The sequence below is a fragment of the Streptomyces griseomycini genome, assembly GCF_014203535.1.
GTDB lineage: Bacteria > Actinomycetota > Actinomycetes > Streptomycetales > Streptomycetaceae > Streptomyces > Streptomyces griseomycini.
Genome location: NZ_JACHJI010000003.1, coordinates 243,371 through 262,972 on the forward strand (window position 1 = coordinate 243,371; position 19,602 = coordinate 262,972).

Annotated in this window: 18 protein-coding genes; 10 read left to right on the plus strand and 8 right to left on the minus strand. The window is 74.4% G+C overall.

Translation table 11 applies throughout. From position 1 onward, the window contains the following. Window positions 1-168: 168 nt before the first annotated feature. Both FHS37_RS10005 and FHS37_RS10010 read right to left on the minus strand, forming a co-directional pair. On the minus strand, window positions 169-2,622 hold the full coding sequence (locus tag FHS37_RS10005) for an FtsX-like permease family protein (protein WP_184819228.1): 2,454 nt from the start codon (window positions 2,620-2,622) through the stop codon (window positions 169-171). Further along, a complete protein-coding gene (locus tag FHS37_RS10010; RefSeq protein WP_184819230.1) occupies window positions 2,616-3,470 on the minus strand; it encodes an ABC transporter ATP-binding protein in 855 nt (284 codons plus the stop codon). Before FHS37_RS10010 ends, FHS37_RS10005 begins: the two co-directional genes overlap by 7 nt. A gap of 248 nt (window positions 3,471-3,718) precedes the next feature. Here FHS37_RS10010 and FHS37_RS10015 point away from each other — a divergent pair, with 248 nt between their 5' ends. The 5 genes from FHS37_RS10015 (at window position 3,719) to FHS37_RS10035 (ending at window position 8,658) form a co-directional block, all read left to right on the plus strand. Further along, on the plus strand, window positions 3,719-5,104 hold the full coding sequence (locus tag FHS37_RS10015; protein ID WP_245005465.1) for a sensor histidine kinase: 1,386 nt from the start codon (window positions 3,719-3,721) through the stop codon (window positions 5,102-5,104). Beyond that, a complete protein-coding gene (locus FHS37_RS10020; RefSeq protein ID WP_184819232.1) occupies window positions 5,104-5,736 on the plus strand; it encodes a response regulator transcription factor in 633 nt (210 codons plus the stop codon). Before FHS37_RS10015 ends, FHS37_RS10020 begins: the two co-directional genes overlap by 1 nt. Before the next feature lie 70 nt (window positions 5,737-5,806). After that, window positions 5,807-7,348, plus strand: coding sequence for a DUF2252 domain-containing protein (locus FHS37_RS10025; protein ID WP_373304258.1), 1,542 nt, complete (start codon window positions 5,807-5,809; stop codon window positions 7,346-7,348). A gap of 87 nt (window positions 7,349-7,435) precedes the next feature. Continuing rightward, a complete protein-coding gene (locus FHS37_RS10030; RefSeq protein ID WP_184819237.1) occupies window positions 7,436-8,275 on the plus strand; it encodes a hypothetical protein in 840 nt (279 codons plus the stop codon). Window positions 8,276-8,328: 53 nt separating this feature from the next. Beyond that, window positions 8,329-8,658 (plus strand): rhodanese-like domain-containing protein, encoded by a 330-nt coding sequence (locus tag FHS37_RS10035; RefSeq protein WP_184819982.1) that lies wholly within the window; start codon window positions 8,329-8,331, stop codon window positions 8,656-8,658. Window positions 8,659-8,701: 43 nt separating this feature from the next. On the opposite strand, the gene FHS37_RS10040 is transcribed toward FHS37_RS10035, so the two are convergent. The 5 genes from FHS37_RS10040 to paaA are packed head-to-tail and all read right to left on the minus strand — an operon-like array spanning window position 8,702 to window position 12,345. Continuing rightward, window positions 8,702-9,760 (minus strand): 2Fe-2S iron-sulfur cluster-binding protein, encoded by a 1,059-nt coding sequence (locus tag FHS37_RS10040; RefSeq protein WP_184819239.1) that lies wholly within the window; start codon window positions 9,758-9,760, stop codon window positions 8,702-8,704. Beyond that, window positions 9,760-10,314: a 1,2-phenylacetyl-CoA epoxidase subunit PaaD gene (gene paaD / locus FHS37_RS10045; RefSeq protein WP_184819241.1), complete on the minus strand. Its 555-nt coding sequence runs from the start codon at window positions 10,312-10,314 to the stop codon at window positions 9,760-9,762. Before paaD ends, FHS37_RS10040 begins: the two co-directional genes overlap by 1 nt. Continuing rightward, entirely contained in the window at window positions 10,308-11,042 is a 735-nt protein-coding gene (gene paaC, locus FHS37_RS10050; RefSeq protein ID WP_184819243.1) for a 1,2-phenylacetyl-CoA epoxidase subunit PaaC, read from the minus strand. The genes paaD and paaC overlap by 7 nt, the downstream gene beginning before the upstream one ends. Beyond that, a complete protein-coding gene (paaB, locus tag FHS37_RS10055; RefSeq protein WP_184819245.1) occupies window positions 11,039-11,326 on the minus strand; it encodes a 1,2-phenylacetyl-CoA epoxidase subunit PaaB in 288 nt (95 codons plus the stop codon). Before paaB ends, paaC begins: the two co-directional genes overlap by 4 nt. After that, complete coding sequence (paaA, locus tag FHS37_RS10060) at window positions 11,323-12,345, minus strand: 1,2-phenylacetyl-CoA epoxidase subunit PaaA (protein ID WP_184819247.1); 1,023 nt, start codon at window positions 12,343-12,345, stop codon at window positions 11,323-11,325. Before paaA ends, paaB begins: the two co-directional genes overlap by 4 nt. Before the next feature lie 348 nt (window positions 12,346-12,693). Between paaA and FHS37_RS10065 the strand changes: the two genes are divergently transcribed. Genes FHS37_RS10065 through FHS37_RS10075 form a run of 3 tightly spaced genes read left to right on the plus strand, consistent with a single transcriptional unit; the run spans window position 12,694 to window position 15,615 of the window. Beyond that, window positions 12,694-13,563, plus strand: a complete 870-nt coding sequence (locus tag FHS37_RS10065) for a DUF5819 family protein (RefSeq protein ID WP_184819249.1) — start codon at window positions 12,694-12,696, stop codon at window positions 13,561-13,563. Then, window positions 13,560-14,846 (plus strand): HTTM domain-containing protein, encoded by a 1,287-nt coding sequence (locus tag FHS37_RS10070; protein ID WP_184819251.1) that lies wholly within the window; start codon window positions 13,560-13,562, stop codon window positions 14,844-14,846. Before FHS37_RS10065 ends, FHS37_RS10070 begins: the two co-directional genes overlap by 4 nt. Before the next feature lie 10 nt (window positions 14,847-14,856). After that, window positions 14,857-15,615: a TrmH family RNA methyltransferase gene (locus tag FHS37_RS10075; protein WP_184819253.1), complete on the plus strand. Its 759-nt coding sequence runs from the start codon at window positions 14,857-14,859 to the stop codon at window positions 15,613-15,615. Window positions 15,616-15,635: 20 nt separating this feature from the next. Here FHS37_RS10075 and paaN read toward each other — a convergent pair whose 3' ends face one another. Next, complete coding sequence (gene paaN / locus FHS37_RS10080) at window positions 15,636-17,327, minus strand: phenylacetic acid degradation protein PaaN (RefSeq protein ID WP_184819255.1); 1,692 nt, start codon at window positions 17,325-17,327, stop codon at window positions 15,636-15,638. 173 nt (window positions 17,328-17,500) lie between these two features. Between paaN and FHS37_RS10085 the strand changes: the two genes are divergently transcribed. Continuing rightward, on the plus strand, window positions 17,501-19,015 hold the full coding sequence (locus FHS37_RS10085; RefSeq protein ID WP_184819257.1) for a 3-hydroxyacyl-CoA dehydrogenase: 1,515 nt from the start codon (window positions 17,501-17,503) through the stop codon (window positions 19,013-19,015). Beyond that, the gene (locus FHS37_RS10090) at window positions 19,012-19,602 is read left to right on the plus strand and encodes a TetR/AcrR family transcriptional regulator (RefSeq protein ID WP_030819994.1); all 591 of its coding nucleotides are present in this window, start codon (window positions 19,012-19,014) and stop codon (window positions 19,600-19,602) included. The genes FHS37_RS10085 and FHS37_RS10090 overlap by 4 nt, the downstream gene beginning before the upstream one ends.

Sequence of the window (19,602 nt, forward strand, 5' to 3'; positions counted from 1 at the left end):
TGCCGCCCGTTCCGCATGTCCGGGGCGGGAGTGACGGCCGTCGCTGTGAGGAACATCTCATGATCGTTTTTGCCGCCGGGGGCGGTGAGGACCGCCGAGGGCCGGTGAGGACCCTCGAGGATCGGCGAGGACCCTCGAGGATCGGCGAGGGGCGTCCGGGAGAGACCGTCACTCCCGTACGCCGGCCGACTCCACCGCGCGGCGCCGCAGGGCGAGAGCGGCGGGGACGACGGCGGACACCACGGCGAGCAGGGCGCAGGCGGCCGTGACGACGCCGAGCTCCGCCCAGGGCGGCGCGAGGACGGCCGGAGCCGACAGCAGATCCAGCGCGGCCCACATCCCGGCCAGGTTGAGCCCGGCGACCAGGAGGCCCAGCAGCCCGCCGACCGCGACCACCGTCAGGGCCTCGGCCCCGACCAGCCGCAGCACCTGTCCGCGGGTGGCCCCGGCCAGCCGCAGCACGGCCAGGTCGCGCACCCGGTCGGAGGTCGCCATGACCATCGTGTTCACCAGGGAGATCCCGGTGTACAGCAGGGCGATGCCGAGCACCAGCAGGAAGCCGAGCCGGGCCGTGCGGTCGGTCCCGGGCGAGGCGGCCGCGACCCACCGGTCCCGGGTGAGCACCTCCCCGCCGGCGGAACGCACCGCCTCGCGCAGCCCGGCGGCCACGGCACCGGCGTCGGCCCCGTCCGCGAGCGCGACGTCGACCCGGTCGACGGCCGCGCCGGGAGCGTTGGCCGGGGTGACGTAGACGCCGTTGTCACCGGTGCCGGTGGTCATGACCGCGGCGATCCGCAGCGTCTTCTCCGTGCCGTCGCCGAGCCACACACGCACCCGCTCCCCCACGGTGTGCCGCTCCCACTCCTCGTTGACGATGATCGAGCCGTCGTCGAGGTCGGCCACCCGGCCGGCGGCCAGCGGCAGGCGCGTGGTGGCCGCCAGCGCCCGGGGCCCGGCGGCACGGGCCTCGGACCTGACGAGGGCCACACCCTCCTCGAGGACATACACGGCGCTCGTCGCGGTCGCGGACACCTCGGCGCCGGGCACGGCGCGCAGCCCGTCGAGCGTCCGCGCGTCGAATCCCGTGCCGCCCGGGGCGGTGACGACGAAGGCGGCGGCGGTCCGCTCCCGCGTCTCGGCCGCCTTCGCCTCGTCCAGCGTCGCGGTGGCGCCCTGCAGGGAGCCCGTGAGGGCGACCGTGACCAGGACCGGGGCCGCGACCGAGGCGGTGCGGCGCACCCCCGCGGCGGCGTTCTCCCGGACCAGCATGCCGCCGGCGCCCGGCAGCCGGGCGGGCAGCCAGGCGAGCAGCCGGGTCAGCGGGCGCACCACGACCGGCGCGAGCAGCGCGACCGCGGTGATCAGCAGCATCGGCCGGCTCACGTACGTCTTGCGCTGCAGCAGGTCGCCCGGGTCACCGGCCAGCGCGGTGCCGAGGGTCACCACGGCGGTCAGCAGCAGGCCCGCGCCGAACAGCAGGCGGCCCCGGGGCATCGCCCCGGTGTCCGCCGACGCCTCGCGCAGCGCCTGGGCGGGCCCGGTCCGGCCCGCCCGCCAGGAGGCGGCCACCGCGCCGCACAGGGCGACGAGCAGGCCCGTCCAGAAGGCCGCGTGGTACGGCCAGGTGTGGTCGCCGACGGTGAACCAGGACGGTGCCAGGCCGCCGTCGACCACCCGCTCGACCAGTACCGGAGCGCCGTGGGCGCCGAGCACGCAGCCGGCGGCCGACGCGAGGACACCGACCAGCGCGGCCTCGGCGAACACCGTCCGGCGGATCTGGCCGGGCGTGGCGCCGGCGGTGCGCAGCAGGCCGAACTCGCGGCGCCGCTGGGCGACGGCGAAGGCGAAGGTGGAGGCCACCACGAACACCGACACGAAGGCGGTGACGCCGCCGGCCGTGCCGAACAGGGCGTTCATCGCGGTCAGCGCCTCGACGTCCCGGTCGGGGTCGGCTTCGGCGTACCGGCGCGCGCTCCCGGTCAGCACCTCGGCGCCGCTGCCGCGCACCGCGTCCCGTACGTCCGCCGGGTCGGCGTCGACCACCAGCTGGACGGAGACGGGGGACAGCCGGGCCGCCTGCGCGTCGGTGTAGAAGACGGCGTGCTCGAAACCGCGGTCGGCGACGGTGCCGACGACCCGCACGGTGCCGCGGTCGGTGCGCACGCTCCGGCCGGGCTCCGCCCAGTCGCCGGTGATCACGACCTCGCCGGCGGCGCGGGGGGCACGTCCCGCCTCGATCTCGTACGGGGCGAACGCGGCCGTGGACCAGGGGTGGCCCACCAGATCACCCGGCCCGCCCGCCGCCCGTACGGCGAAGGACCGGTCCGGCACGACGGCGCCGAGCCGCTCCAGCTCCGCGACGGTCGCGGCGGGCACGGCCCGCGGCCGGGCGAGCTTCTGCGTGCGGTCGCCGATCGGGGTCGGCACGCGCAGGGTGTCCTGCCCCTTGACCACGACCGGCGCGGCCGCGAACCGCTCCGGACGCCGCTCGGGCGCGTCCAGCGAGGAGGCGAGGACCAGGCCCATGACGGCGAGCAGCGCGACGCCCAGCGCCAGGGCGACGAAGCTGCCGGCGAAGGTGACCCGGCGGGTGCGCAGGGTGCGCAGGGCGACGCTCAGCACGGCGCGCCCTCCAGCCCGGTCATGCGGGCGGCGATGGCGTCGGCGCCCGCTCCGGCGAGTTCGCCGTCGATCCGGCCGTCGACGAGGAAGACCACCCGGTCCGCGAAGGAGGCGGCGACGGGGTCGTGCGTCACCATGACGACCGTCTGGCCCTCGCGGTCGACCATGCCGCGCAGCAGAGCCAGCACCTCGCGACCGGTCCGCGAGTCCAGGGCGCCGGTCGGCTCGTCGCCGAACAGCACCTCGGGGCGGGTGATCAGGGCGCGGGCCAGGGCCACGCGCTGCTGCTGGCCGCCGGACATCTCCGTCGGCCGGTGCCGGGCCCGCTCACCGAGACCGACCTGCCGGAGCACCTCGCGGACCCGGGCCCGGGGCACGCGCCGGCCGGCCAGGCGCAGCGGCAGCGCCACGTTCTGCTCGGCGGTCAGCGACGGCAGCAGGTTGAACGACTGGAAGACGAATCCGATCCGTTCGCGGCGCAGCAGGGTCAGCCCGGTCTCGTTCAGCCCGGTCAGTTCGGTGTCGCCCACGGTGACCGAGCCCGACGTGGGCCGGTCCAGGCCGGCGGCGCACTGCAGGAGGGTCGACTTGCCCGAGCCGGAGGGGCCCATGACGGCGGTGAAGGTGCCCCGGGGGAGGGAGAGGGTCACGTCGTCGAGCGCCGTCACCGCGCTGTCCCCCGATCCGTACCGGCGGCTCACGCGGCGCAGGGTGACCGCGTCGCGGTTCCTCCGGTCTGCCTGGTTCCCCTGGTCTCTCCGGTTCCTCCGGTCTCCCTCGTTCCTCTGGTCCCTCTCAGCCCTCGGGACTCTCTGACCCCTCTGGCTCCTCCGGCCCGTCTGGTCCATGTGTTCCCCCACTTCCCTGCCCATCTGCCCGTCCGTCCACTTCGGTCCGGCCGTTCCGGGCCGGTCGTGCGGCTCCACGAAACCGGTCGGGGGCCGGTCGGCGCAGTACGGCAGGGGCGAGACCTGGGGTAGGGCCAGGCATACCCCGGGTTCTCCCCCTGGGCCGATGGATCCGGGTGGCGCGGGCTCCTACGGTGATCCGCATGCAGCCGATGACCCGCCCCCGGCCCCGCAATCCCTGGCAGGCCATGGCCCGCCCCGGCTACCCGCTGTCGCCGTGGCCGTGGCGCTCGGCCGGGTACCTGCTCACCGGCGTGGTGAGCGGAGTCGTCGTCCTCGTGGGTCTCGTGGCCTCGGTGGCGGTCGGCGGTGTGCTCGCGCTCGCGCTGGTGGGACTGCCGCTGCTGTGCGCGACGGCCCTCGCGGGCGTCCCGGTGGCCCGGCTGGAGCGGCTCCGGCTGCGCCTGGTCGACCGGGACCCGGCGCCCGACCCGCACCGGCCGCCCGCCGCCCCCGGCCTGTGGGCGTGGCTGGTCACCCGGGTGCGGGAACGGGCCACCTGGCGGGAGCTCGGTCACGCCCTGCTGTGCGCGGTCCTGCTGTGGCCGGTCGACGCCCTCGCGCTCACGGTCGGCCTGCTCCTGCCGCTGGGCACGGTCGCCACCCCGCTGCTGATGGCCACGGCCGGGGACGGCCGGGAGGCCAAGGTGCTCAAGCTGTGGACGGTCACCACCTGGCCGACGGCGTTCGCGGCCGCCGTGCTGGGGCTGCTGCTGACGGCCCTCGGCGCCTACGTCCTGGGGGTGGCCGCCGGCGCACGCGCCGAGCTGACCCGGCTGCTGATCGCCCCGCGCGGCGGGGACCTGGACGCCAGGGTGGTCGAACTGACCCGTTCCCGCGTGCGGTTGGTCGACGCCTTCGAGGCGGAGCGGCGGCGCATCGAACGCGATCTGCACGACGGGGCCCAGCAGCGGCTGGTGGCGCTGACGATGACGCTGGGTCTGGCCCGCCTGGACGCGCCGCCCGGCCCGCTCGCCGATCAGCTCGCCAAGGCCCACGAGGAGGCGGGCAGGGCGCTGGAGGAGCTGCGCGAGCTCATCCACGGCATCCATCCCAAGGTCCTCGCCGACTACGGCCTGGAGGCCGCCGTCGCCGACGCCGCCGACCGCTCGGCCGTGCCCGTCGACGTGGAGCTGGAGCTGTCCGGCCGGCTGCCCCAGGCGGTGGAGGCCGCCGCGTACTTCGTGGTGTGCGAGGCGCTGGCGAACGTCGCCAAGCACAGCGGGGCCCGTCGGGCGCGGGTGAGCGGCGGGCACCGGGACGGCCGTCTGTTCCTGGAGGTGTCCGACGACGGCCGGGGCGGTGCACGGGTCGGGACCGGAGCCGGAGCCGGGGTCGGGTCCGGGGACGGAGCCGGGGTCGGGTCCGGGGACGGAGCCGGGGTCGGGTCCGGGGACGGAGCCGGGGTCGGGTCCGGGGACGGGACCACGGCCGGCAGCGGACTGGTGGGACTCGCGGACCGGGTGTCGGTGCTGGATGGCAGACTCTCCCTGTCCAGTCCGGTGGGCGGCCCGACCCTGTTGCGTGTGGAGATCCCTTGTGCGCCCTGCGAGTTGACCGACCGCTCCGCGTAGTGCTGGCGGAGGACGGCGTGCTGCTGCGGGAAGGGCTCATCGGCCTGCTCGACCGCTGCGGGCACGAGGTCGTCGCGGCCGTCGGCGACGCGGAGGCGCTGGTCGCCGCGGTCGAGGAGCACACCCCCGACATCGTCGTGACGGACGTCCGCATGCCGCCCGGCTTCCAGGACGAGGGGCTGCACGCGGCGGTGCGGCTGCGGGAGCGGCGGCCCACGCTCCCCGTGCTGGTGCTGAGCCAGTACGTGCAGCGGACGTACGCCTCCGAACTGCTGGACTCGGGTGACGGAACGGGCGTCGGCTACCTGCTGAAGGACCGCGTCGGCCAGGTCGAGGAGTTCGTCGAGGCGCTGTGCGAGGTCGCGGACGGCGGCACCGTCGTCGACCCGGAGGTGGTGCGGCAGCTGCTGCGCCGGCGCCGCGACCCGCTGGAACGGCTCACCCCGCGCGAGCGGGAGGTGCTGGCGCTGGTCGCGGAGGGGAAGTCGAACGGCGCGATCGCCCGGGAGCTCGTGGTGTCGGAGGCGGCCGTGGGCAAGCACATCGGCAGCATCCTCACCAAGCTGGACCTGCCCCCGGCGGACGAGACCCACCGCAGGGTCCTGGCGGTCCTGGCCTACCTGCGGGCGTGAGGGCGGGGGAGTCGTCCACAGGGACTGACGCGTTCCGGCCACCGGTTGTACGGTCGGCACGGTTGATGTCATGCCCTGCGCCGATGTCCGTGTCGGCGCCGGGCCCGAGGGACGTGTCGCGGGGCACGCGCGCAGGTGCGTGGGCGTGCGCACGGGGGAGGCGGTTGCTGTGACGGAGGGCGTTGCGGGGACGACGGCGCAGGCCGGACCGGGCGGGGCGGGGGAAGGGCGGCGGCTGCCGCGTGTGCCGGGCTTCGCCGAGTGGCCGGCCGCGGGCGCCCCGAAGGCGGAGGGCAAGGCCCTGCGCGACCGGATCCCGCGCAGCGCACACGCCCTCCTCGACCTGGACGCCTCCCGCCCCGACGCGGTCGGCGCCGTCGAGGAGTCCAGCCGCGGCCGGCTGCCCGAACTGACCCCGATCCGGGTGGGCAGGATGGCCGCGACACCGTTCGCCTTCCTGCGCGGATCGGCGGGCCTCATGGCGTACGACCTGGCCCGCACCCCCATGACGCGGATACGCGCCCAGATATGCGGTGACGCGCACGCGGCGAATTTCGGCCTGTACGGCGACGCGCGCGGCGGACTGGTCATCGACCTGAACGACTTCGACGAGACGGTGACGGGCCCCTGGGAGTGGGACCTGAAGCGGCTCACCGCCTCACTGGTGCTCGCGGGGCGGGAGGCCGGCGCGGACGAGGACACCTGCCGTGCGGCGGCCCACGACGCGGTGGGCGCCTACCGCCGCACGATGCGGCTGCTGTCCAGGCTGCCGGCACTGGACGCGTGGAACGCCATCGCGGACGAGGAACTGGTCTCCCACACCGACGCCCACGACCTGCTGGGCACGCTGGAGCGGGTCTCCGAGAAGGCCCGCGCGAACACCAGCGGCCGCTTCGCGGCCAAGTCGACCGAGGCGACGGCGGACGGCGGACGCCGCTTCGTCGACGCGCCGCCGGTGCTGCGCCGCGTCCCGGACGGCGAGGCCGCCGCGGTGGCCGTCTCCCTGGAGGAGTACCTCGGCACGCTCCCGGAGGACCGCCTCCCGCTGCTGGCCCGGCACGCGGTGCACGACGTGGCGTTCCGCGTCGTCGGCACGGGCAGCGTGGGCACCCGCTCGTACGTCGTGCTGCTCCTCGACCACCGGGGGGAGCCCCTGGTCCTGCAGGTGAAGGAGGCCCGCCCCTCGGCCCTGGTGCCGCATCTGCTGACGGCCGGCTTCGACGCCCCGGAGGCCGGCCACGAGGGCAGGCGGGTGGTGCTGGGCCAGAAGCGGATGCAGGTGGTGAGCGACAGCCTGCTGGGCTGGACGACGGTCGACGGCCGCCCCTTCCAGGTGCGCCAGTTCCGCAACCGCAAGGGCAGCGTCGACCCGGCCGCACTGGCCGCCGACCAGATCGACGACTACGCCCGCATGACCGGCGCCCTCCTGGCCCGCGCCCACTCCCACAGCGCGGACCCCCGGCTGATCGCCGGTTACTGCGGCAAGAACGACGAGCTGGACGAGGCCGTGGCGGCCTTCGCCGTCGCCTACGCCGACCGCACGGAGGCGGACCACGCGGACCTGCTGACGGCGGTGCGGTCGGGACGGATCGCGGCGGAGGCGGGGGCGTGAGGTGGAGGGGACCCGGAGACGGCCCGCGGGAGGGGGCCCGGACGGCCGTGGGGTCCGTGAGCCCGGGTGGTGGCCTACCCTGTCCGGGTGACGACCTCGGAAGGTGAGCAGGGTGGCGGCGGCGCCGGTGCGCGGACGCCGGACGGTGGTGGTGCCTCGCGGCCCGAGGAGCGGCTGGAGCAGGCCGTACGGACCGCCGAGCAGGCGCTGATCGAGTTCGAGATCGCCGTGGAGACCTTCCGCGTCGAGGTCGAGAACTTCTCCCGGCTGCACGAACAGAAGCTCGGCCCCATGTACGCCCGCCTCGAGGAACTGGACGCCCGGATCCTGGAGGCCAGGGCCGCCCGCACCGGCGACCCCGAGGACCTGCGCCGTGCCGACGAGGCGCGTGCCCGGCTGATGCCGATCCCCGGCGTCGAGGAGCTGCTGAACGGCTGGATGGACGGCGACGGCCTCTTCCCGGAGGCCACGGCCATGCTCACGGACCAGCCGGTCCGGCCCCCGCAGCGGGTACGGCCCAGCGAGGAGGCCCGCAGGCTCTACCGCGACCTCGCCCGCAAGGCCCACCCGGACCTGGCGCAGGAGGAGAAGGAGCGGCAGCGCCGCGAGGAGTTCATCACCCGCGTCAACGCCGCCTACGCCCGCGGGAACGAGGCCGAACTGCGCGAACTCGCCGAGGAGTGGGCCGTCGGCCCGCAGCTCGAGCGTGCCCCGAGCGCAGCCGAGGAGCTGTACGCCCGCCTCGAATGGCTGGCCCGGCGCAAGGAACTGCTCACGGTGGTCGCCAAGGAGCTGGAGGAGAGCGCCATCGGGGCGATGCTGCGCCTGGCCCAGGACGATCCCGACCGGCTGCTGGAGGAGATCGCCGAGCAGCTGCGGGCCCAGGTGGCCGAACGCGAGACGGAGCTGGCGGAGCTGCTGGCCTGAGCCCCGGACCCGTCCGGTCGGGTAGCGTCGGGGGCATGAGTTCTGGAGCTGGTGTGCCCACGGTCGCGGTCGCGGACCTCGAGGACGGCGACTTCCTGCTGGACGTCCGTGAGGACGACGAGTGGAAGGCCGGTCACGCCGAAGGGGCGCTGCACATCCCGATCAGCGAGTTCGTGGCCCGCTACGGCGAGCTGACCGAGGCCGCCCCGCAGGACGGCCGGGTGCATGTGATCTGCCGCTCCGGCGGGCGGTCGGCCCAGGTCACGATGTACCTGGTCCAGCAGGGCATCGACGCCGTGAACGTGGACGGCGGCATGCAGGTGTGGGAGGCCGCCGGCCGCCCCGTCGTGACCGACGACGGACAGCCCGGCCACGTGCTGTGACCCGCCGGCGGTCCCGGCGCGCCCGGGAGTCCGGGCGCGGCCCTCAGCGGTCGAAGTCCAGTTCCACTCTCTCCGTCACCGGATGGGACTGGCACGCCAGGACGTAACCCGCCTCGGTCTCCTCCGACTCCAGCGCGAAGTTGCGGTCCATCCGCACCTCGCCCGAGACGAGGAAGGCGCGGCAGGTCCCGCACACGCCGCCCTTGCAGGCGTAGGGCGCGTCGGGCCGGTTGCGCAGCACCGTCTCCAGCAGGGACTCGCCGGCCTGGACGGGCCAGGTGCCGCCGCGTCCGTCGAGCCGGGCGGTGACCGTGCTGTGGGCGGGGGTCGGCGCCGTCGCGGCCGGTGCCGTGCCGGCGTCCACGTGGAAGATCTCCTCGTGGATGCGGGAGCGTGCGACCTCCAGCCCGCGCAGGGCCCGCTCGGCCCCCTCGACCAGTCCGTACGGACCGCACAGGAACCAGCCGTCCACCTGCTCCACGGGCAGCAGCGCCGGCAGCAGCCCGGTGAGCCGCTCCCGGTCCAGCCGCCCGGACGGCAGGCCCGCCTGCTGTTCCTCCCGGGAGAGCACCGTCACCAGCTGGAACCGCTCGGGGTAGCGGTCCTTCAGGTCGGCGACCTCCTCCAGGAACATCGTCGAGGCGGACGTCCGGTCGCTGCGTATCAGGCAGAAGCGGGCGCGGGGCTCGCGCGCGAGGAGGGTCGAGACGATCGACAGCACCGGGGTGATGCCGCTGCCGCCGACGATCGCCGCGTACAGGCCGGGTGCGGGACGGAGCGTGAAGCGGCCGGCCGGGGTCATCACCTCCAGCTCGTCGTCGACGTCGATCTCCTTCAGCGCGTACGTCGAGAAGGCGCCGCCCTCGACGAACCGCACGCCGACCCGGAGTGTGCTCGGTCCCTCGCCGTCGGGCGCGGGGGAGCAGATGGAGTAGGTGCGCCGGATGTCCTGGCCGTCGACGGTGCGCCGCAGGGCCAGGTGCTGGCCGGGCGCGTACCGGTACTCCTCGCGGAGGTCCGGGGGGACGGCGAGGGTGAGGGCGACGGAGTCGTCGGTGAGCCGGTCGACCGCGGCCACCCGGAGCCGGTGGAAGCGTGCCATCACAACTCCTTGAAGTGGTCGAACGGTTCGCGGCAGGCCAGGCACCGGCGCAGGGCCTTGCACGCGGTGGAGGAGAAACGGCTGAGCAGTTCGGTCTCGGCGGACCCGCAGTGCGGGCAGCGCACGGGGTCGAGCTCCTCTTCCCCCGGGGTGCCGTGGGTACCGGGCGCGTGGGTGCGGGTCGGTCCGAGCTCCACCCGGACCGGTCCGGACGCCGACCGCACGCGCGGCGGGGCGATGCCGAACTCCCGGAGTTTGCGGCGCCCTTCGTCGGTGATGTCGTCGGTCGACCAGGCGGGCGCGAGCACCGTGCGGACGGTGACCTCGCGCACCCCGTGCTCGCGCAGCACCCGCTCTATGTCCAGGCTCATCGCCTCGACGGCGGGGCAGCCGGTGTACGTCGGGGTCAGCTCGACCTCGACGGAGTCCGCACCGCGTGCGTGCACCGCGCGCACGACGCCCAGTTCGCGCAGGGTCAGAACGGGAAGTTCCGGGTCGGGTACCGAACCGGCGAGCTCCAGGAGCTCCGCCTCCAGCGGGGTGGTGGTCACCATGTCGCCCCCGGGTGGCTGCGGTGCAGGTGCTGCATCTCGGCGAGCATGCGGCCGAAGGGCTCGGTGTGCAGGCCCTGGCGGCCCGCGCCGGCCGTCCACGCCCCTGTCCGCGGGCCCTCGGGCACCGTGAGCGTGGCGCGGCGCAGTACCTCTGTGATCCGCTCCAGCCAGGCCGTCTCCAGGCCGGTCCAGTCGGCGTCGAGGCCCTCGACCGGCTGGAACATCTCGCCGGTGTGGCGCCACAGCGCGTCCACGGCACGCTGCATCCGCGTGTGGCTCTCGTCGGTGCCGTCCCCGAGCCGCAGGGTCCACTGCTCGGCGTGGTCGCGGTGGTAGGCGACCTCCTTGACGGCCTTGGCGGCCAGTGGTGCGAACGGGCCGTCGCCCGCGGCCAGTTCGGTGTGCAGGAGGTGCTGGTAGGTGGAGAAGTACAGCTGGCGGGCGATGGTGTGGGCGAAGTCGCCGTTGGGCTGTTCCACCAACTGGAGGTTGCGGAAGGCGCGTTCCTCGCGCAGGTAGGCCAGCTCGTCCTCGTCGCCCACCATCGACAGCAGCACCCGGGCCTGGCCCAGCAGGTCCAGCGCGATGTTGGCGAGGGCGACCTCCTCCTCGAGCACGGGGGCGTGGCCGGCCCACTCGCCCAGGCGGTGGGAGAGCACCAGCGCGTCGTCGCCGAGGGCGAGCGCGGCGGTCGTGAGGGCGGTGTCCTTCGCGGGGGTCGTCGTCACAGGTGCTGCACCCCCTCGGGGATCTCGTAGAACGTCGGGTGCCGGTAGGGCTTGTCGGCGGCCGGTTCGAAGAACGGGTCCTTCTCGTCGGGCGAGGAGGCGGTGATCGCGGTCGACGGCACGACCCAGATGGAGACGCCCTCGCCGCGCCGGGTGTACAGGTCGCGGGCGTTGCGCAGGGCGAGCTCCGCGTCGGGCGCGTGCAGGCTGCCGGCGTGGGTGTGGGACAGTCCGCGGCGCGAGCGCACGAAGACCTCCCACAGGGGCCAGTCGGTGTGGGTCATGCTCGCGCCGCTCCTGTCTCGACCGTCTGGCCGTTCGTGTGCTTGGCCGCGTGGGCCGCTGCCGCCTCCCGGACCCAGGCGCCCTCCTCGTGGGCCCTCCTGCGCCGGGTCAGCCGCTGTTCGTTGCACGGGCCGTTGCCCTTGAGGACCTCCCAGAACTCCGTCCAGTCGATCGGGCCGAAGTCGTAGTGGCCGCGCTCCTCGTTCCACTTCAGGTCCGGGTCGGGGAGGGTGAGGCCGAGGGACTCGGCCTGGGGGACGCAGATGTCGACGAAGCGCTGGCGCAGTTCGTCGTTGGAGTGCCGCTTGATCTTCCAGGCCATCGACTGGGCGGAGTGCTGGGACTCGTCGTCGGGCGGGCCGAACATCATCAGCGACGGCCACCACCAGCGGTCCACCGCGTCCTGCGCCATCGCGTGCTGCTCGGGAGTGCCCTTGCTCAGGGCCAGCAGCAGCTCGTAGCCCTGGCGCTGGTGGAAGGACTCCTCCTTGCAGATGCGAACCATGGCGCGCGCGTACGGGCCGTAGGAGCAGCGGCACAGGGGCACCTGGTTGGTGATCGCGGCGCCGTCCACGAGCCAGCCGATCGCGCCGACGTCCGCCCAGGTCAGCGTGGGGTAGTTGAAGATCGAGGAGTACTTCTGGCGGCCGGAGTGCAGCTTGTCGAGCAGCTCGTCGCGGCTGGTGCCGAGGGTCTCGGCGGCGCTGTAGAGGTACAGGCCGTGCCCGGCCTCGTCCTGCACCTTGGCCATCAGGATCGCCTTGCGGCGCAGTGAGGGCGCGCGCGTGATCCAGTTGGCCTCCGGCTGCATGCCGATGATCTCGGAGTGGGCGTGCTGCGCGATCTGCCGGACCAGCGTCGCCCGGTAGGCGTCCGGCATCCAGTCGCGCGGCTCGATCCGCTCGTCGGCGGCGACGGCCGCGTCGAAGGCGCGCGCGTACTCGGCGGTGTCGGCGGCGCCGTCCGGTGCGTCGTACGCCTGGCTGCGGGTCGTATCGCGGGCGGCTGCTGTCGCCATGGGTCCCCCTCGACCTGGGCTCTTCTCGGAACACGCTCCCGACCGATCGTTCGGTTCGTGCGATTCCATGGTGAGACGGGCGCCGCGAGGTGTCAACCGCTGTGGATAACCTGCGGGGAACGCCTGTGGAGGACGGTGCGCGGCCGCGCGTGCGGCACGGCCGCGGAACGGGTGGCTCCCCGGGACTGTGCCCGGGCGGGCGGTCCTGAGTACCGTTCCGTGCGACATGCCGCGCCGCGGCGGCGCGATCGCGCCGCCGCGGCAGCGGGACGCCGCCCCCCCCGGCGGCCGGCCGAGGGCGGCGACGGACGGGCCGGGAGCGGCCCGGGAGCGAGGAACAGGGCGGACATGGACGCGTACGACGAGGGCTCGAGCGCCCGGCACGGGCCGAGCGGGCCGGACCCGCGCCGCGCCCTGCCCGGCCCCGCACCCGCGTCCGACGACCCGGCGGACGCGCCGGGCCGCCGGGCGGCCCCGCCCGTTCCCGGCGCTCCGGCGGGCCTCCCGCCCGCGCCGCGCGCCCCGGCCGACGGACCCGGACGCTCCCCGGCCGGTCCGCCCCCCGAGCCCCGTACCGGTGTGGCCGCCCTCTCCCTGCGCTACCAGATCGGCGCCGCGATGGCGCTCGCGGTGGTCGCGGTCGGGGTCTGTGTGCACCTCGGCATGACGTTCCTGCACGTGGCCCCCGCGAACACGGTCAGCAAGAAGCACAGCGGGACGATCGAGAACTGGATCTACCCGGAGTTCGAGCAGAACTGGAAGCTGTTCGCGCCGAACCCGCTGCAGCAGAACATCGCCGTCCAGGTGCGCGCCGAGATCCGGACGGCGGACGGGGGAGCGCGCACCACCGGCTGGTACGACCTGTCCGCGCAGGACGGCCGGGCCATCGACGGCAACCCGCTGCCCAGCCACACCCAGCAGAACGAGCTGCGGCGCGCCTGGGACTTCTTCGTCGCGACGCACGACGACGACAACCGCCCGGTGGGCCTGCGCGGGGCGCTGTCGGAGTCGTACCTGCGCCGGATCACGGTGCTGCGCCTCGACCGGGCGGACGCGGCCGGTCCGGGCGGTCTCGTCGAGCGGGTCCAGGTCCGCTCGCGCACCACCAACGTGCCGCCGCCGGAGTGGAGCGGGGAGAAGGTCTCCACCACGCCCGTGTACCGCACGCTGCCCTGGTGGCCGGTGCCGGAGGACGAGGCCCGGGGAGGCGTCGGGTGAACCGCTTCTCGCTGGCGGTCTCCCGCGCCATCGCCCGGGTCGCCGACTCCGCGCTCGGCCCCCACCAGACCGCCGTCATACGCATCGGCTTCAGCCTGACCTGGCTGCTGTTCCTGCTGCGCGAGTACCCTCACCGCCACGAGCTGTACGGACCCGACGGCCCCTGGAGCCGGGACCTCGCCGATCAGCTCGTCGGGACGAACGGCGCCTTCACCGCGCTGCTGTGGACGGACGGCCGGGGCTGGTTCGAGGCCGTCTACGCGCTCGCCGTGCTGTGGAGCTTCCTGCTGCTGCTGGGCTGGCGCACCCGCACCACGTCGGTGCTGTTCATGGTGGGGGTGCTGACGCTGCAGAACCGCAGCGTCTTCATGGGGGACGGCGGCGACAACGTCCTGCACCTGATGTCGATCTACCTGGTGTTCACGCGCTGCGGCCGGGTCTGGTCACTGGACGCGCGGCGCGCACGGCGCGAGGCCGCAGCACGCGCGCGGGGGGAGCGGCCGCGGGACCGGGTCGGTCCGGCGCTGTGGGGCGTGCTCGGTTTCCTGCTGCTCGTGGCGACCCTGGCGGGCCGGATGGACGGCGACCGGTTCGTACCGGTGCTGCTGTGGACCGTGTGGACGGCCCAGGCGCTGTGGTGGCTGGTCGGACGCCGCGCGGGGACCGGGCAGCCGCGGATCCTGCTGGACGTGGTCGCGAACATCGTGCACAACGGCGCCCTGCTGGTGATCATGGCCGAGGTGTGCCTGATCTACGCCACGGCCGGCTGGTACAAGGTGCAGGGCTCCCGCTGGCAGGACGGCACCGCGGTCCACTACCCGCTGCACCTGGAGTACTTCTCCCCCTGGCCGGGCCTCGCCGACCTGCTGTCGGCCAGCGGCACCCTGGTGATGGTGGTGACCTACGGGACGGTCGCCGTGCAGGTCGCCTTCCCCTTCACGCTGTTCAACCGGCGGGTCAAGAACGTCCTGCTGGCCCTCATGATGACCGAGCACGCGGTGATCGCCGTCGTCCTCGGGCTGCCCTTCTTCTCCCTGGCGATGCTCGCGGCCGACGCGGTGTTCCTGCCGACGTCCTTCCTGCGCCGCCTGGGCGCTCTGGCGGCACGTGCGCGTGACCGCCTGCGTCCGGGCGGCGGCGGCCCGTCCGTCCCCGGTCCGCGGCGCCCGGACTCCCGCACCGACGGCGCCGACGGCACCCGGGACGGCGGGGCGGAGGCGGTGGGGGCCGCGGAGGCGGAGTCGGCCCCCGCGCCCGGAGGGGCCCCGGCACCGCGCACGTAGGCTGCACGGCATGACCGATCCCGTCGATCCCGTCGCCCTCTGGCACCGGCAGAGCGACACCGCGGTGCTGCTCGACGGCTTCCACGCCCTCAAGCACGCCGTGCGCTTCCGGGCGGAGGTCCTGGTCGCGGTCACCGCCGACCGGGCCGCCGCGCTCGCCCTCGCCGACGAGCTGGCCCCGGACGTCCGGGACGTCCTGGCGGCGCTGCTGACCGAGGTGGAGCACGGGACGTACGCCTCGCTCGTCCCGCGCCCGCACCCCACCGCCGTGGCCGCCCTGGCCGTACGCCCCTCCCGTGCGGACAACCTCCAGAGGCTCGCCCGGGCCCCGCGCACCGCTCCCGTCGTGGTCCTGGACAATCCGCGCAACCTGGGCAACGCCGGGGCCGTGATCCGGCTGGCCGCCGGTTTCGGGGCGACCGGGGTCGTCACCACCGGCACGCTCGACCCCTGGCACCCCACCGTCGTGCGCGGCGGGGCCGGGCTGCACTTCGCCACCGCCGTGGAGCGGCTGACCGCGGGGGAGCTGCCGCCCGGCCCGGTCTTCGCGCTCGACCCGGAGGGCGAGGACATCCGCGGGACGGAACTGCCCGACGACGCGCTGCTCGCCTTCGGCTCCGAGCGCAGCGGGCTCTCGCCGGAACTGCGCGCGCGGGCCGACCACCTGATCGCGCTGCCGATGCGCCCCCAGGTCTCCAGCTACAACCTCGCCACCAGTGTGGCCATGACGCTGTACCACTGGAGCGCCACCGGGGGCGCACCCGCCTGAGCGCGCCCCCGCGGGCGGTCCTACGCCTCCCGGCGCACCTCGACCACCCGGAAGCGGTTGGCCACGAACGCGCCGTCGCACAGGGCCGCGTTGGCCGCAGGGTTGCCGCCGGAGCCGTGGAAGTCGGAGAAGGCGGCCGTCTGGTTGACGTACACCCCGCCGGTGAGGTTGAGGGAGAGCTGGGCCGCCTCCTCCAGGCAGACCTCCTGCACCGCCTCCTCGACCTCCGGGGAGGTCGTGTACGCGCCGACCGTCATCGCGCCCTTCTCGCGGACGGTGCGCCGCAGCAGCTCCACGGCGTCACCGGCCGAGTCGACCGCGACGGCGAAGGAGACCGGACCGAAGCACTCGCTCATGTAGGCGGCCTCGTCGTCCGGCTTGGCACCGTCCAGCTTCACGATCACCGGCGTGCGGACCACCGCGTCCGGGAACTCCGGGTTGGCGATCTCGCGGGAGGCGAGGGCGACCTCGCCGAGCCCGGCGGCGGCCTCCAGGCGGGCCCTGACCTCCGGGTTGACGATCGCGCCCAGCAGGCCGTTCGCGCGGGCGTCGTCGCCGAGCAGCCCGTCGACCGCCTTCGCCAGGTCGGCGGCGACCTCGTCGAAGGACTTCGGGCCCTGGTCGGTGGTGATGCCGTCCCGGGGGATCAGCAGGTTCTGCGGGGTGGTGCACATCTGGCCGCTGTACAGCGACAGGGAGAACGCCAGGTTGGCGAGCATCCCCCGGTAGTCGTCCGTCGACTCCACCAGCACCGTGTTGACGCCGGCCTTCTCCGTGTACACCTGGGCCTGGCGGGCGTTGGCCTCCAGCCAGTCGCCGAACTCCGTCGAGCCGGTGTAGTCGATGATCCGGATCTCCGGACGGGTCGCGAGCGTCTTGGCGATGCCCTCGCCGGGCCGCTCGGCGGCCAGCGCGACCAGGTTGGGGTCGAAGCCGGCCTCGGTGAGCACCTCGCGCGCGATCCGCACCGTGAGCGCGAGCGGCAGCACCGCGCGCGGGTGGGGCTTGACCAGGACCGCGTTGCCGGTGGCGAGGGAGGCGAACAGACCCGGGTAGCCGTTCCACGTCGGGAAGGTGTTGCAGCCGATGACCAGGCCGATGCCGCGCGGCACCGGGGTGAAGCTCTTGGTCAGCTCCAGCGGGTCGCGCTTGCCCTGCGGCTTGGTCCACCGGGCGGTGCCGGGCGTGCGGACCTGCTCCGCGTAGGCGTAGGCCACCGCCTCCAGGCCGCGGTCCTGCGCGTGGGGGCCGCCCGCCTGGAACGCCATCATGAACGCCTGGCCGGAGGTGTGCATGACCGCGTGGGCGAACTCGTGCGTCCGGTCGCTGATCCGCTTGAGGATCTCCAGGCAGACCACCGCGCGTGCCTCCGCGCCCGCGTCCCGCCAGGCCCGCATCCCGGCCCTCATGGCCGGCAGCAGCACGTCGAGGTCCGCGTGCGGGTAGCTCACGCCCAGCTCGACGCCGTACGGGGAGGTCTCGCCGTCGACCCAGCCGTCCGTGCCGGGCTGGTCGAGGTCGAGGCGGGTGCCGAGCAGGGCGTCGAAGGCGGCCTTGCCCGCCGCCATGTCCAGGCTGCCGTTCTCCCCGTAGGCCTTGGGGTGCTCGGGGTGCGGGGACCAGTACGCACGCGTGCGGATCGCTTCCAGGGCCTGGTCCAGGGTGGGACGGTGCCGGGCGATCAGCTGGTGCGCGGTGAGTTCGGCGGCCATGGTGGACCAACTCCTCGTCTCAGGAACTCTTCGTCGAGTTCATGGACCGGGCAGAAAGATGAGCGGGAAACGTGGGCGGGAAGGGGCGGTCAGAGTTAGGGTAACCGAACGATCGGTCGGGACAAGGGGGACCGCCGCATCTGTGGACAACGTCGTGCGGGAGGATCGCGCACATGACAGCACTCGACCTCAGCAGCCCCGTGGCCGTCGTCGGCACCGGCACCATGGGCCAGGGAATCGCCCAGGTCGCGCTGGTCGCGGGCCATCCCGTGCGGCTCCACGACGCCGTCCCCGGCCGGGCCCGGGAGGCGGCCGACGCGATCGGCGCCCGGCTGGACCGGCTGGTGGAGAAGGAGCGGCTCACCGCGGCCGACCGGGACGCCGCACGCGCCCGCCTGCTGCCCGTCGACGAACTCACCGGCCTCGCCGACTGCGCCCTGGTGGTCGAGGCGGTCCTGGAGCGGCTCGACGTCAAGCAGGAACTGCTGCGCGCACTGGAGGACGTCGTCTCCGACGACTGCCTGCTCGCCACCAACACCTCCTCCCTCTCCGTCACCGCGATCGGCGGCGCCCTGCGCGTCCCCGGCCGCTTCGTGGGCCTGCACTTCTTCAACCCCGCGCCGCTGCTGCCGCTGGTCGAGGTCGTCTCCGGGTTCGCCACCGACGCCGCCTGCGCCACGCGCGCGTACGAGACGGCCCGCGCCTGGGGCAAGACGCCGGTCGCCTGCGCCGACACCCCCGGCTTCATCGTCAACCGCGTCGCCCGGCCCTTCTACGCCGAGGCCCTCGCGGTGTACGAGTGCCAGGGCGCCGATCCGGCCACCATCGACGCGGTGCTGCGCGAGTCGGGCGGCTTCCGGATGGGCGCCTTCGAGCTGACCGACCTCATCGGGCAGGACGTCAACGAGTCCGTCACCCACTCGGTGTGGCGGTCCTTCTTCCAGGACGTGCGCTTCACCCCCTCCCTGGCCCAGCGCCGGCTGGTCGAGTCGGGCCGCCTCGGCCGCAAGACCGGCCGGGGCTGGTACGACTACCGTGACGGCGCCGAGCGCCCCGAGCCGCACACCGCGGAGCCGGCCGAGCCGCCCGCGTACGTGGTCGCCGAGGGGGACCTGGGGCCCGCCTCGGACCTGCTCGACCTGATCCGCGAGGCCGGGATCGAGGTGCGCGAGGAAGCCGGGGACAACGGCACCCGCCTGGTGCTGCCCGGCGGGGGCCTGCTGGTCCTCGCCGACGGCCGGACCTCCGTGAAGTACGGCGACGTCGTCTACTTCGACCTCGCCCTCGACTACCGCGCGGCCACGCGCATCGCCCTGTCCCACTCCCAGGACACCTACCCGCGGGCCGTCGCCGAGGCCACCGGCCTGTTCCAGGCGCTCGGCAAGAAGGTCAGCGTCATCGGGGACGTCCCCGGAATGATCGTCGCGCGGACGGTGGCGCGGATCATCGACCTCGCGGTCGACGCCGTCGCCAAGGGCGTCGCCACCGAGGAGGACGTCGACACCGCGATGCGGCTGGGTGTGAACTACCCCCTGGGGCCCTTCGAGTGGAGCCGCCGCCTCGGCCGCGGCTGGGCCGGCGCCCTGCTGGGCGAGATGCACGGGATCGACCCGTCCGGCCGCTACGCGCCGTCCCTCGCGCTCCACCAGTACGCGTGCGCCGTCCCCGAGAGGGAGGACACCCCGTGACCACCGCCAGGCGCGACACCTACACCCCGGAGACGCTGCTGTCCGTCGCCGTCCAGGTGTTCAACGAGCGCGGCTACGACGGCACCTCCATGGAGCACCTCTCCAGGGCCGCCGGCATCTCCAAGTCGTCGATCTACCACCACGTGGCCGGCAAGGAGGAACTGCTGCGCCGCGCGGTGAGCCGGGCCCTGGACGGGCTCTTCGCCATCCTCGACGAGGAGCACGCGCGCGTGGGGCGGGCCGCCGAGCGGCTGGAGTACGTCGTACGGCGCATGGTCGAGGTGCTGATCGCCGAGCTGCCGTACGTGACGCTGCTGCTGCGGGTGCGCGGCAACACGGACACCGAGCGGTGGGCGCTGGAGCGGCGGCGCGAGTTCGACCACCGGGTCGCGGCGCTGCTGAAGGCGGCGGCGGCCGACGGGGACGTGCGCGAGGACATAGAGGTGCGCCTGGTGACCCGGCTGGTCTTCGGCATGATCAACTCGATCGTGGAGTGGTACCGGCCGGACGGGCGCGGCATGAGCGAGCGCGAGGTGGCGGACGCGGTGGCGCAGCTGGCCTTCGGGGGGCTGCGCAAGGCGTCCTGA

Excerpts from the sequence above, each read along its gene's own strand:
- FHS37_RS10010 (WP_184819230.1), bottom strand. The coding sequence starts at position 3,470 with ATGGACCAGACGGGCCGGAGGAGCCAGAGGGGTCAGAGAGTCCCGAGG.
- FHS37_RS10015 (WP_245005465.1), top strand. The coding sequence starts at position 3,719 with ATGGCCCGCCCCGGCTACCCGCTGTCGCCGTGGCCGTGGCGCTCGGCC.
- FHS37_RS10025 (WP_373304258.1), top strand. The coding sequence starts at position 5,807 with ATGCCCTGCGCCGATGTCCGTGTCGGCGCCGGGCCCGAGGGACGTGTC.
- FHS37_RS10040 (WP_184819239.1), bottom strand. The coding sequence starts at position 9,760 with ATGGCACGCTTCCACCGGCTCCGGGTGGCCGCGGTCGACCGGCTCACC.
- paaD (WP_184819241.1), bottom strand. The coding sequence starts at position 10,314 with ATGGTGACCACCACCCCGCTGGAGGCGGAGCTCCTGGAGCTCGCCGGT.
- paaB (WP_184819245.1), bottom strand. The coding sequence starts at position 11,326 with ATGACCCACACCGACTGGCCCCTGTGGGAGGTCTTCGTGCGCTCGCGC.
- paaA (WP_184819247.1), bottom strand. The coding sequence starts at position 12,345 with ATGGCGACAGCAGCCGCCCGCGATACGACCCGCAGCCAGGCGTACGAC.
- FHS37_RS10065 (WP_184819249.1), top strand. The coding sequence starts at position 12,694 with ATGGACGCGTACGACGAGGGCTCGAGCGCCCGGCACGGGCCGAGCGGG.
- FHS37_RS10075 (WP_184819253.1), top strand. The coding sequence starts at position 14,857 with ATGACCGATCCCGTCGATCCCGTCGCCCTCTGGCACCGGCAGAGCGAC.
- paaN (WP_184819255.1), bottom strand. The coding sequence starts at position 17,327 with ATGGCCGCCGAACTCACCGCGCACCAGCTGATCGCCCGGCACCGTCCC.
- FHS37_RS10085 (WP_184819257.1), top strand. The coding sequence starts at position 17,501 with ATGACAGCACTCGACCTCAGCAGCCCCGTGGCCGTCGTCGGCACCGGC.